The 13,191-nt window shown below is 62.6% G+C and carries 8 protein-coding genes; all 8 read left to right on the top strand.

What is annotated here, in order from left to right:
- Window positions 1-33 precede the first annotated feature (33 nt).
- The 8 genes from GFS60_RS37695 to GFS60_RS37660 all read left to right on the top strand — a co-directional run bounded on the left by GFS60_RS37695 (window position 34) and on the right by GFS60_RS37660 (window position 11,845).
- Entirely contained in the window at window positions 34-1,431 is a 1,398-nt protein-coding gene (locus tag GFS60_RS37695) for a VanW family protein (protein WP_159929778.1), read from the top strand.
- A 271-nt stretch (window positions 1,432-1,702) separates the two neighbouring features.
- Window positions 1,703-2,503, top strand: a complete 801-nt coding sequence (locus tag GFS60_RS37690) for a GNAT family N-acetyltransferase (RefSeq protein WP_159929776.1) — start codon at window positions 1,703-1,705, stop codon at window positions 2,501-2,503.
- A gap of 208 nt (window positions 2,504-2,711) precedes the next feature.
- Window positions 2,712-3,515 carry a hypothetical protein gene (locus GFS60_RS37685; RefSeq protein ID WP_159929774.1) on the top strand — a complete coding sequence of 268 codons (804 nt, stop codon included), beginning with the start codon at window positions 2,712-2,714 and terminating at the stop codon, window positions 3,513-3,515.
- 791 nt (window positions 3,516-4,306) lie between these two features.
- Window positions 4,307-5,230, top strand: coding sequence for a HAMP domain-containing protein (locus GFS60_RS37680; RefSeq protein WP_236603756.1), 924 nt, complete (start codon window positions 4,307-4,309; stop codon window positions 5,228-5,230).
- A gap of 970 nt (window positions 5,231-6,200) precedes the next feature.
- Entirely contained in the window at window positions 6,201-6,572 is a 372-nt protein-coding gene (locus GFS60_RS37675; RefSeq protein ID WP_236603755.1) for a BlaI/MecI/CopY family transcriptional regulator, read from the top strand.
- Window positions 6,569-7,486 (top strand): M56 family metallopeptidase, encoded by a 918-nt coding sequence (locus tag GFS60_RS37670; RefSeq protein ID WP_159929768.1) that lies wholly within the window; start codon window positions 6,569-6,571, stop codon window positions 7,484-7,486. The genes GFS60_RS37675 and GFS60_RS37670 overlap by 4 nt, the downstream gene beginning before the upstream one ends.
- Before the next feature lie 177 nt (window positions 7,487-7,663).
- Complete coding sequence (locus GFS60_RS37665) at window positions 7,664-8,842, top strand: TerC family protein (protein ID WP_159929766.1); 1,179 nt, start codon at window positions 7,664-7,666, stop codon at window positions 8,840-8,842.
- 690 nt (window positions 8,843-9,532) lie between these two features.
- Complete coding sequence (locus GFS60_RS37660) at window positions 9,533-11,845, top strand: SulP family inorganic anion transporter (RefSeq protein WP_159929764.1); 2,313 nt, start codon at window positions 9,533-9,535, stop codon at window positions 11,843-11,845.
- Window positions 11,846-13,191 lie beyond the last annotated feature (1,346 nt).

Here is a 13,191-nt window from a genome sequence, read left to right as displayed (position 1 = left end):
GTAAGTGCCGAGATCGTGCCAGGACGGGCCGGTTTGAGCATCGACTGGGAGGCCACATTGGATCGCGCCGCCGCGACGGCGCTGAACCCCTGGACCCGTCTGACGTCGTTCTGGTCAATCCGCGACGTCGGGGTGGCCACGCGTGTCGATGAGAGTCAGCTCACCGGTGTGGTCGAGGCGTTGCGACCCGCCGTCGACCGAGCGCCGATCGAGGGCGACATCGTGTTCGAGGGAGGTGATCCGGTCGCCGTGTGGCCGGTATCGGGTCGCACTCTGGTAGTCGGTGCGGCCAAGCAGATTCTGCGTGATTCGTGGGCCGAATCGGAGGTTCTCACGCTCCCTGTCGACACTACTGCGACCGTGGTGAGTGAGGAGGGCGTCCGCCGGGCCCTGGCCGAAGTCGCTGTCCTGGCAGATGTGCGTGTGACCGGCAGGAATCGCGTGGTCGCGACGATAGGCAGCGAGCGGATCGGCCAGGTCTTGTCTTTCACCCCCGACGACAGGGGCGGGCTTGTGAGGCAAGTCGACATCGAGGCTGCCATCGGCATTCTGGGACCGCAGTTGGCTCCTACTGAAGTCCGACCGCGGGGCGCGACCGTGCGGTTGTCCGGTGGCAGGCCGGAGGTCGTACCCGCGAGCGAGGGAGAAGTTGTGGACTGGATCAGGACGCTCGAGTCCCTGCCCGCGGCCTCCGCGGTACCGCGCAGCATCAACGCGATCTACGTGCTTGCCACCGCGGACTTCACCACCGAGCAGGCGGAGAGCCTCGGCATCGAGGAGGTGATCGGCGAATTCACCACCGCCGGCTTCAGCGCAGCGTCCGGGGAGAATATCCGCAGGATCGCGAAAGAGATTAACGGTGCGGTGATCAAACCCGGAGACACATTCTCGCTCAACAACTTCACCGGACCGCGGGGCGAGGACCAAGGGTACGTCGAATCCGGAATCATCAACAACGGGCGTCCGGACAGGGCGGTCGGCGGCGGAATTAGTCAGTTCGCCACCACGCTCTACAACGCGACCTACTTCGCCGGAATCGACGACGTCGAGCACACCGAGCACAGCTACTACATTTCGAGATATCCCCCTGCTCGCGAGGCGACGGTGTTCGAGGGCGCGATCGACCTGAAGTTCCGGAACCCTGCCGACACCGGGATTCTGATCGAGACCATCAGTACCGGATCAAACATCACGGTGCGTGTCTGGGGCACCCATACCGTCGATGTCGTGTCGATCACCGGTGATCGACACGACTATACCCCTCCGCAGCAATTGACACTGTCGGGGGACTCCTGCGCCCCGTCGACCGGCTCGCAGGGGTTCACCACCAGTGACACCCGGGTGATCGCCGATCACGCCACCGGCAGAGAGATCTCACGGACGACGCGGACTGTCACATACGACCCATCGCCGATCGTGACTTGCGCGTAGCCACTCGATTCGTGCTGCGGACAGTGTTCGTCCGTGGACAGAGGAGCTCCGAGTCACGTGGCGCGTCGGCACTTGTAGCACCTCCACGGAATGTGGATGACCGCCAAGTCCTGACCGGCGGGGACTCCGCTTCCTGGGACGCCGACAGTGGCAGAGGATCCGATCAACTACTATGCTGCTTAGTAGTTACGGATCCTGTCGCCGGTGGACCGATGATGGGCCACCCGGTGATCCCAGAGGCGAGCCCACGGGCATCTGAGCGGAGCAGTCAATGGCCGAGACCGTGCACGATCCACCCGGTCGAGGAAAGGAACCCGTCGGTTGGCACTTACCCGTTCGACTCCCGGTCAGTACTCCCGACCGATCTGAATCCGCTGGTCTGCTCATTCGCCGACTGCGCCCGGAGGATCTGCCCGAATCCGCACGGGCACATCGGGAATTGCTGCCGCAGGGTCTGTTTCCTGCACTGGGAGATCGGTTTCTCCGTCAGTGGCACGCATGCGTCCTCGGCGAATCCCACGGGATCGCGCTCGTCGTCGAGGACGTAAGCGGCCCCGAACATCGGATCGTCGGATTCCTGCTCGGAGCCACCGATCAATCCGCGCATATCAACGGGATCTTGATGCATCGCCGTGCGCTGGGCAAGCTGATCGGTTTCGGTGTCCTCGCCCTGATCCGGAGACCGAAGATCGCGATCCGCTTCGCGCGTACACGAGCAGGGCCCTGGACGCGTCGCCTGCTCCGGTCGGTCCCGACACCACGGGGAGCCGCCCAGGAGCATGTTCCGGCGAACCGGACCGCCGTTCTGTCCGCCGTCGCCCTCTATCCGGAGGTGCGCGGAACGGGAACAGGCACCGCCCTCGTCGAACGATTCCTCGTGGAATCACGGGCGGCCGGAGCCGGGACCGCGACCTTGGTCACCAAGAGGACGGCCGAAGCGGCAGCACGATTCTACGAACGACTCGGATGGCACGCTGTACAGGAGGGCGCGACCCGCGACGGCGCTCCCCTCCGCGTCTACCGCATTCCCCTCACCGAGACAGTCCACCACCGCAAGGAACCCAGTGAGTGATCTACCCCGCCGGAGGGCCTTAGCGCTGATGGTCTCACTCCCGGCAGCGGCCCTCGCTTCCTGTGCACTGAATCGGCCCAACCCGCGGGCAGACACGCACCCCATCGATCCGAAAACTCCCGCCGCTCCCGATGGCGCGCCAGCGCCTGGCCCTCAGCCCGCGCAGTTCTCCCCCCAGACAAGCGGGTGGAAGGCCGGGCCAGGTGAGGTGTTGCCGGAAGTCAAACAGACCGCGACGGCGTTCATCGAGTCGGCTGGAACCTGGCGCACGGCTCGAGGTGCGCGGGCCTCCTTGAACGGATCGGGCGCCGCGCCGCAGACGCCCCCGACCGCATCGATCCTCGAAGTCCCCGGGGCAGAATCGAGTTCTGTACAGGTGGTTTACCCGCAGTACGGGGGCATAACCACCGATACCGCAGCGGTGATCGTGTTGTTCGACCAGCAGCTCCGCGGACCTGGCGGTATCACCAACCGGCAGCTGGCTCTCGACGTGCGGCTACTGCGCCGAGCGACAGGAATGTGGGAGGTTGATCGAATCAATCCACTGACCTCCCTCGGGTCGTCTGTGCCTTTGAGTGCCGCCGCCACCGAGGTGCTGACCGATCATCGCATCAGGCTGTCCTCGCCTGCACAGACGGATGTCAACACAGGTCGGGTCGACGAACAGATATTGCAGATTCTGCTGGGTCTGGCCGAGGACTACGAGCTCGGGATCCAGGTGATTCACACCGGACACATCCAAACCGTCTTTCCCACTTCGCGCGTGTCCAACCATGCGGTGGGGCGAGCGGTCGACATCCGGGAGATCGATGGGAAGAAGGTGATCGATCCGACGATGTCGCCCAGCGTCCTCGAGTGTTTCATGCAACGCGCATCCGAACTCGGCGCCACCGAGGTGGGCGGCCCTTTCGACCTCAATGCGGAGCGCAAGGGTTTCTTCACCGATGATGTCCACCGGGACCACATACACATCGGCGTCACTCCCGGCGACCCCCTGGCGCATCTACGGTGAGCGCACCGGCTACGAGCGCGACGTCCACCGCTGCTGTGAGGACCTGTCTGCCCGAGGGCGGCCGTCTCCTTGCTCCGGTGAGCGAAGACGTCGACAATAGACCATCTACTATCTTAGATAGTAGCTCGCAGATCTGGCCGGCGGAGCAAGATCCGACGGTACGACAGAGGAGAACTCATGGGATTGATGCCATTCGCTGTCGTCATTCTGGCCTGCCCAATTGGGATGGCCGCAATGATATGGCTGATGTCGCGGGGCAAGAATAAGGATCAGGGTAGGAGCAGTGCAGAGCGACAAATGGCGCGGCTGCGTTCAGAGATCCACCGACTCAATGCCGAGCACGCCTCGCAGCCGAGAAACCGGTAAATTGCCGACCTTCGCGGCCGTAGACCGTCAGCCGCCCGAGATTCGAAACCCGCAATTCTGTTCAACTGCGTTCGGAAACGCTTGACAAGGCCGACATCAGGCCAGATGGCATCGAATCATGACGCATACCACCGAAACCGTTTTCACGCACACCTGTCGCCGGCACCACGAAGCGCCAACAGAACGCCGACGCACGTCGCCCCATCCACGCCACTGGATGAGTTTTGCACCCGGCATCGACGACACCAGAGCCCACCTGCGATGAGGGACGGGGCCGAGGGCGTCTGCTCCCAGAGGGCACACACATCACCGCAAGGGTGTCCGACACCGATGCGGAGTTCCCCCGCAGCCTTGATCGCAACCCCCGCCCGTCCCGCCGCTAACGCTCCTCATCAACCGCTGACCGACGCATGATCACACCGACGATGGGGACGAGAGTTCCACGAATTTCGCTGCGCAGCAGGGTCAACCTGCTCACCGCAGCCCTGGCCGCGGTCGCTGTCTTTGTCTCCGTCGTGGCGATCTATTTCGTCACCGAATATTCTCTGCGCGCACAGATCAACGATCGGCTCGATCGCGAAGCCGACGTCATAATCGCCAGCGCCCACTCGGGTGCACCCCTGGAGTTCTTCGGGCTCGGGACGGCAAAGACCCTCGAAGTCGCGTTGATCACCGAATCTGGGGATGTGATTACCGCACATAGCCCCCTCTTCCGCGACGAATCCGTCCTTCGAGACGGTCCGGAAATTGCGGTGGCGCAGGGGCTTGAGCCCGTCTCCATCCGTGAACTCGCTGGTTATCAGATACTCGCGAAGAAGATGCCGACCGGCGAGACCCTGGTTGTGGCCGAATCGTTGCAACCAAGCCGGGTAGTGCTGGGCAAGTTACTTCTCGCGCTGACTTCACTCGGCGGATTCTTGATCGTCGTGTCGATCTTCGTCGGATCCGCCGCGATCAACACCGGACTCCGGCCGGTCCGCCGTCTCGTGCTCTCCACGCGGCGTGTCGCAGAAACGCAGGATCTTCAACCGATCCTCGTCCGCGGACACGACGAAGTTGCCCAATACGCCAGCAGTTTCAACATGATGCTCGAAGCCCTGAGCCGGTCTCGCGATCACCAGCGAGCGCTGATCGTAGACGCCGGACGAGAACTACTCACTCCTCTGACCGCACTGCGCACCAACCTCGAGTTGCTCATCATGGCCAGCAACGACAACGGGTTACAACTGAACGACGCCGAGCGAGACGCCTTGTCCTCAGACGTTATCGCGCAGATCGAGGAACTCTCTCGCCGGGTGGGGGAGTTGGTCGATCGGGCTCGAGAGAGTGACACATCCGAGACAAGCTGACGCAGCAATATCTCTTTGGAAACGGCCAACTCCCCGGCTGCACCCTGCGTGGCCCCCTTCGACGCTGGGGCATTGCTGCCCTGGACCATTATCGCTGCCGGCGAAGGGTTGTCGCGCGACAGACATCTTTGCGGTGTCCTCGAGAATGTGCCCCCAGGGACTCTCACGAGGAAACCGTCCCCGGACCGCAAACCGAGATTGAAGCCAACCTCGATCTTCGACCGCGTGAGCTAAACGGCTATGGATGCCCCGGGGATTCACAGCCGGAGCTCAGGGACTCACGCTACGGTAGCTTTCGCGGGCGCCGTCGAATCCGGGGCCGAGGTTTGCAGAAGACTGCAACCACACAGCCGGGGTCTCCGGAATCGCGGCGCCCGTCCAACCGTGACCTCAATAGTGCCGCTTTCACCGGAGTAACAGGCGGGACCGGGTAAGCCACCGCTCTCGAACCGGCCGCGCGGGTTCAATGTTTTTCGGCACAGTCCGCCCCGAATTAGGCGGAGCCGGTGTCGGTGGTGGCGTCGAAGACAGCGTGCAGATCCGGACGTTATGTGTGATGTCACCGATTCCGAAAGGCGTTCGACGAGATTGTGGACATGACCGACGGTGGGCCGTGAGGGTTCGTCGATGTCGGGCCGGGTGTTCAGTCATGTGCGGGGACACTCTCCCGCCGCCCACACCTATTGCGGCTGCGAGCCGGCTCAGAGTTCAAATCCACGCAGTCGTTACCCGGTCGGCACGGATGCCTGGCGCGGCGGCGCAGTCGGCATGCTCCTCCTACGATTCCGCTGACACCGGTAACCTCGGATAGCGGTACATGGGCGTGACTGGGTCTTTCCACACGGCGGGGCACGCGCTTCGGCGTCCTATAATCGGCGGTAGACAGTACTCGGTCAGGGACGCTCTCGGCGTTCCCACCCGTGACCGCCACACCACATTTTCACACCGTCTTCGAAGGTCAGGAGGTGACGTGCGCCGATTCAGCGAATTGGAGGCGGCGGTGATGGAGTCGCTGTGGAGTCGGGCAGAGAGCGTTTCGGGTGCCCAAGTGTTCGATGAATTGGGTGCCGAGCGCCAGATTGGTTACACGACGGTGATGCGCACGCTCGACACCCTTCACCGTATGGGTTGGGTGACTCGGCAGCGCAGCGGCCGAGCCTTCGTATACAGGCCTACCCTCACGCGCGCGCAATACAGCGCCCGTGTCATGCGGCATGCGCTCGGAAAGGGTGGTCAACCGGAACTTGTCCTGACGCATTTCCTCGAGCAGATGACCGAGGACGATACGGCAGCCCTACACGCCGCCCTTCGACGTCTCGCATCCGGCAAGGAATCCGAATGACCGCTGCCGCGTGTCTGCTGCTCTACAGCTACGTAGTTGCGGTCGTAGCGCCTCGTGTGCTTCCCGCCGTGACCCGCACCGGTTCGGTTCCCCGACTCGCTGTCGCGGTGTGGTTACTGACAATCAGTACCGTCTTTGCGTCGTGGGCGGCTTCCGCAACGATTCTTCTGTTCGAAGTGCTGTCTCAGCGCAGCCATTTCGGACGGGCTGTAGTGGACGCGCACGTGTCCGCGGTCCATGACCTGGCCACCGGACACGTGGGACTGTCCCTCGGACTCCTCATCTTCTCCACGGGAGCACTGCTACTGTTGTCCGCGCGGGTGTGCCGGAGCGTGGCACGCAGCAGGAAGCACACCCGCCGACACGCACATTTGATCCGAGGTCTCGGACGCACCGTGGGTGAATGGGATGCAGTACTCGTCGACGCGCCGGAGCGCGTCGCCTACTGTGTCGCCGGTCGACGGTCGACGGTCGTGATCAGCAGCGGCGCTGTTGCTGTTCTGGACGAGCGTCATCTGAACGCCGTGCTGGCGCACGAGCGCGCGCACTTGGCCGGGCGGCACCACGCGATCCTCGAGGTGACCCGGGCCATCAGCCAGGTGCTGCCACGGGTGCGGCTGTTCGCCACCGCGAATGTCGATCTCGCGCGCTTGTTGGAGATGTGCGCAGACGATGGCGCTGCGCGGGTTCACGGGTCCGGGTGCGTGCTCGGCGCTCTCGTCGCGTTGACCGGTCCTTCGCCGGCACCTGCGCATGCGCTCGGCGCGTCGTCGGTCGGCGTCCTCGCCCGCGCCCAACGGCTCGCTTCACCGGCGAGCACCGCGCAACGAGTTCGCGACCGGGTGACGTTGGCTGTGGTGACGGGCGGGGTGATCGCCACCCCACTGACTGTCTTGGTGCATCTTCCGGCGTGACGAGATCGTCCGAACACCCATGATCGCAGCGGTGCTCCGGTCGCCGCCGCGGCCCGACATCCTGGCCTCGCGGACGGTGTTCGGAGGCACCGTGGCGAAACAGCGTGTATGAACGCAGACTGAAACTTGCGGACCGGATCCGGTCCCGGCCGATTCGACTCGCCGAAAGCAGGAACAATGCAAGTTTCTCCGCTCGTCTGGGGTGTGACGATCCTGGTGATTCTCGCGTTCGACTTCTTCTTCCATGTTCGTAAGGCGCACACCCCGACATTGCGGGAAGCAGCTATCTGGTCTTCGCTGTACGTCGGGGTCGCGGTCCTCTTCGGCGTTGTGGTTTGGGTTTTCGGCGGCACCGAGATGGGCTCGGAGTACTTCGCCGGTTATGTGACGGAGAAGGCCCTCTCGGTGGACAACCTGTTCGTGTTCCTGATCATCATGTCCAGTTTCCGGGTGCCGCGCGAGGATCAGCAGAAGGTGTTGTTGTTCGGCATCGTCTTCTCGCTTGTTGCCCGGACCGGGTTCATATTTCTGGGTTCGGCACTGATCAACTCGTTCGCATGGGTGTTCTACCTGTTCGGCCTGATCTTGTTGATTACCGCGGGGAACCTGCTCAAACCCGAAGGGGAGGAGTCGCATTCCGCCGATAACTTCATCATCCGTCTGGCTAGAAGGCTGTTCCACACCACCGACTTTTACGACGGCGACAAACTGTTCACCGTTGACAACGGCAAGCGGGCCATGACCCCGATGCTGCTGGTCATGGTGGCGATCGGCGGCACGGACCTCCTCTTCGCGCTGGACTCCATCCCGGCAATATTCGGGCTGACGCAGAACGTCTACGTTGTGTTCACCGCGACGGTCTTCTCGTTGTTGGGTCTGCGTCAGCTGTATTTCCTACTCGACGGACTCCTGGACCGTCTGGTCTACCTCTCCTATGGGTTGGCGGCCATTCTGGGGTTCATCGGCGTCAAGCTGATCCTGCATGCGCTTCACGAGAACAATGTGCCGTTCGTCAACGATGGCAACCCGGTGCCCGTCGTGGTCATCAGTACGGGCCTGTCCCTGGGGGTGATTGTCGGGGTCCTGATTGTCACGGTCGTGGCATCGGTCCGCAGCCCCCGAGGAAAGGCGCAGTCCGCGATCTCGGGTGCGCGCCGTCACGCCACCGCCTATCTGGATCTCGGGTACACCGCGGATCTGGCCGAACGGGACAGGATCTACAACAAGCTGCTTGCCGAGGAACAACAACTTTTGGGGCTGACACCGAAATACCGTCAATTGGTCAGGGAAGAGCAACAGTTGATGGACCTCGTCCAACGCGCCCACACTGAGCACGACGATTTTCTCTCGAGGTGAGGTGTCATCTGCCGCACCTGGGGGAGGTTGTCGTCATTTTGCCTCCCGTGCCTTGGCGGACAGGTTCACGAGGTGGTGTGAAGTGCGTTCGTCGGTGTGGGCGTCGACGCGCGCGATGCTCATCGTGCTTTGCGCAAACACCCGACAGGATTGCGGCGGTGACGAGCAGCGTCTTCCACCGAGTGTGGTGCGTGATCCGTCCGGTGGGTCTGGCGGCTGCCCGGTACAGCGATCTCGTTGCGGTCTTGGCTCGTCGTCTCGTCCGTCGAAGCATGGCCTCGAGCGTGTCGCCGTCAGCATCTCAGAATTCGGCGTAGACGAAGAACCGTCGGGGATTGGGAGTCCGGTGTCGTTTCCGGTTCTTACGCGGCCTTCCGTAGGTCACGAAAGCACGTCTCGTCGAACAGCATCAGGTAGACCACGCTTCTCACTGAACTCCGCCAGGATCGGCGTCATCAATCCTTCACCCTGACAGCAGTGACCTAGGTCATGCACTCGGCGTTTCTCAGCTTTCTGTAAGTATTGGCTCGTAGGTTGGTGGGGACACCGCGGCCCCACGCCGAAACATGCTCATCCAGTGCACGGCCAAGGCGACACGCCATTTGCGTTGAGCACCAACCTGGTCCCTGCTGCGGGCGTTCCTACGAGTTGCCTCTGTTCATGCATTTTGATCGTGGTCGAGGAGAAGAGATGACGACATCCATTGAGGCATCGCCCGCAGGGAGCGCCGATTCCGACAACCCGCAAGGTCGCTGGCTCGCCACCTTACTGCGATACGACGTTCCCGCCTCGTTGGTGGTCTTTCTCGTAGCTCTGCCGCTGTCGTTGGGAATCGCCATCGCATCAGGGGCGCCGATCATGGCCGGCCTGATCGCCGCGGTTGTCGGTGGTGTGGTAGCAGGCCTGCTGGGCGGATCGCCGTTGCAGGTCAGTGGTCCGGCTGCGGGTCTGACTGTGGTTGTCGCCGAACTGGTAAACACGTTCGGGTGGAAGGTGACGTGCGCGATCACGGTGGGTGCGGGGGTCTTGCAGATTCTCTTCGGTCTCAGCCGGATCGCGCGTGCCGCTCTGGCGATCTCGCCGATGGTGGTGCACGCCATGCTCGCCGGAATCGGGATCACCATCGCCCTTCAGCAGGTGCATGTCCTGCTCGGTGGCAGCTCGCAAAGCTCCGCATGGAACAACCTCATTGCGCTGCCGAGTCAGATCGGAACTGCCCATCTCGACGATATCTATGTCGGCGCAGCAGTCATCGCAATCCTGGTGTCGTGGAAATTCGTGCCCGACAGGCTGCGACGGGTGCCCGGCCCGCTGGTGGCGGTCGTCGCCGCGACCGTGTTGTCGCTGGTGTTGCCGATCAATGCCGATCGCATTGCCCTCGACGGATCCCTTTTCGACGCCCTCGGCGTCCCGTCTCTGCCCGACGGACAGTGGCTCGGCATCGCCACGGGCGTGCTCACCGTCGCCTTGATCGCCAGCGTCGAAAGCCTGCTCTCGGCCGTCTCGGTGGACAAGATGCACACCGGCCCGCGTTCTGACCTCAATCGCGAGCTGATCGGCCAGGGCGCCGCGAACATCGCCTCCGGCATGCTCGGCGGCCTGCCCATCACCGGCGTCATTGTCCGCAGCTCCACCAACGTCACCGCTGGAGCGCGCACGCGGGCCTCCGCCATCCTGCACGGGGTGTGGATTTTGGTGTTCTCCGCACTGCTCGCCGGCCTTGTCCAGCAAATCCCGAAATCCGTTCTCGCCGGCCTGCTGATTGTGATCGGAATCCAGCTCATCAAACTCGCACACCTGCGGATCGCCCACCGCACCGGCGATCTGTGGGTATACGGCGTCACCGCAGCCGCAGTCGTGTTCCTCAACCTGCTCGAGGGTGTGCTCATCGGACTGATCCTCGCGATCGCACTCGTTGTGTGGCGGGTGGTCCGCGCCTCCATCCACGCCGAACCCGTAGGCACACCGGAATCGCGCCAATGGCGTGTAGTGGTAGAAGGCTCGTGCAGTTTCCTGGCACTGCCACGGCTCACCAGCGTGCTCGCGTCCGTACCACCGGGAAGCCATGTCACAGTCGAGCTCACCGTCGACTTCCTCGACCACGCCGCCTACGAAGTGATCGAAGAATGGTCACGTCAACACGAAAGCACCGGCGGGACCGTCCTCGTCGACGAGAGAGGAACTGCGGACATGGCCGCCGCAGCGGCCGGCCCTCCGACACGCACCACCGATGGCACGGCGCAGCTCAGCAAACGAGGTGGCTTCGCCCCATGGCGGGCATGGCAGAAGTACCTGCCCCATCACCATCACGACGGTAACGACGCCCACCTTCCCAGTCCCCGGGCCATGCGATCGGTGCTGGCCGGAATCTCCGACTACCACCGCACCCATGCGCCGCACCTTCGCCCCCACATGGACGACCTGCACGACGGACAAAACCCTGACTCGCTCTTCCTGACGTGCTCCGATTCGCGCATCGTCCCGAACATCATCACCAGCAGTGGCCCCGGGGACCTCTTTACTGTCCGCAACATCGGCAACCTCGTCCCCGCCGGCCAGCGCGATACCTCCGTCGAGGCGGCATTGGCATTCGCCCTCGACGAACTCGGTGTCAGCTCGGTGATCGTGTGTGGCCACTCAGGTTGCGGTGGCATGAAAGCACTCCTCGCCGATCCTGACCGCCCGCACCCGCAGGCGTCCGGGAGCATCGCCGTCCAGGAATGGCTCGAACACGCCCAACCCAGCAAGAGGGCATACCAATCTGGACATCCCGTCGCTCGCTCCGCCGCCGACGCCGGCTTCGACGCCGTTGATCAACTGGCCATGGTGAACGTCGCCCTCCAACTACAAACCCTGCAGCGGCACCCGATGATTGGGGCTGCGATGTCGGACGGTCGTATTCACGTCGCCGGCCTCTTCTTCGACATCCGGACCGCACGTGTACTCGCGATTTCCACCACCACCGTCACCGAACTCGACCCCGACAGAGTGCCCGCAACTTGATCACGATTCTTGCCGGCTACCAAGTCCCGACGCTGTCGCAGATTCCATCAGGAAGGACGGAGGCGCGTGAGCGACGATCACAATGAGAATGACAGAGATCGAAAACCGTACTCATTGCGGTGAGTATTCCGGACTCGATTGGTGCGGACAACTCATCTGACAGCCAGGAGAACGAGACAAGAGCGCGTTCCGCGCGTGCAGAACATGCGGAAAGCGCATTGTGTTCCAGATCCCTCCGATTGAAATATTTCCGGCCCTGGGGTCGTGTGTCGAATTTTAGGAAACTTTGCAGCAGCAAATCGACACGACATCGTTTTCCATAGGCGAAGCCAAGAAGTCAAAGAATTGAACCGTTTCCGTTGGCATTCGAGTCAGGCAGCCGGTCCTATTCCTCCAGAGGGAAACTCCTACACACAAGTAGGATGGGGGACGACGGAACTGTGTCAATTGCACCGGAAATGAGCAGTGTCTCGGCTTCCTTTTCGCCGTTTTCTCGGGGCATTATCGTATCCTCAGATATGTTGGCGTGGTGAGCGTTCGGTTCGTCTATGGCCCGCGCGATGTAGCGCTCGCTTGCCGCGGTGAGCGGAGGTAGGAACGCTGGAATTTGTGAGGGCGACGCGTGCGGTTGAACCGCCTTTCCGTTGGTCGACGATGAGGCGCTGGATCCTGCAGTGGGAGGTGTCCGAGATTCCTGACGAGGTAATGCTCGGCAACTGGGACAGGGGACTGGCTCGACTTGCATCCACGATGGACCCAGGGATCGTCTGGTACCCAAGCAACGGGACCGTCAGCGCGCCGTGCGACTACACCGATGATCAGGTTACAGATATGCTGTGGCGCTGCGTCGCTCGGTTCGCGGGCATCGTGTCGACTGACAGCGAAGTCGACACGAACCGCCGCGCTTCCCGGAAGCTGCCGAACGTCGGGTGGCGTTTCGGAGAGTAGTTTCATGCAACCGGCCTCGGGGACTTCCGCCTGTCAGGCCGAACGCTGTCGGGATTGATCCTGTGCCAATCGTCAACGTGACGTGGATGCGCAGAAGAGATAATCGACGTGACCATCAGCTGGGACAGGTTTGGATGGCGATCGATGTAACCGAGGACTGTTCAGGTATTCGTCATGTGAATGAAAACGGCCAGCTCGCATGATGCGCGGGGATGGGAGGCACCACCCGAGGGCACGCGAGGGAATCAGAGTTGGGTCCCACCCTGCGATCTTTAGATGGGTTTGATCGCAAAGACCATTGCCCAGTATGCGGCCGAATCGGGCCCTACGTACGGAAGAAGGGCATCAAAGAGAAGAGAGGACATTACGGGGGTGCTCCGTTTTCATGATTGCCCACA

Origin of the sequence: Rhodococcus sp. WAY2 (assembly GCF_009859915.1) — a bacterium.
GTDB classification, from domain to species: domain Bacteria; phylum Actinomycetota; class Actinomycetes; order Mycobacteriales; family Mycobacteriaceae; genus Rhodococcus_F; species Rhodococcus_F oxybenzonivorans.
Note: the sequence above shows the minus strand (reverse complement) of the source record. Positions and strands in the feature narration are given on the sequence as shown.

Coding starts and splice junctions, on each gene's coding strand:
- GFS60_RS37690 (WP_159929776.1), top strand. CDS start 1,703: ATGGCCGAGACCGTGCACGATCCACCCGGTCGAGGAAAGGAACCCGTC.
- GFS60_RS37680 (WP_236603756.1), top strand. CDS start 4,307: ATGGGGACGAGAGTTCCACGAATTTCGCTGCGCAGCAGGGTCAACCTG.
- GFS60_RS37670 (WP_159929768.1), top strand. CDS start 6,569: ATGACCGCTGCCGCGTGTCTGCTGCTCTACAGCTACGTAGTTGCGGTC.
- GFS60_RS37665 (WP_159929766.1), top strand. CDS start 7,664: ATGCAAGTTTCTCCGCTCGTCTGGGGTGTGACGATCCTGGTGATTCTC.
- GFS60_RS37660 (WP_159929764.1), top strand. CDS start 9,533: ATGACGACATCCATTGAGGCATCGCCCGCAGGGAGCGCCGATTCCGAC.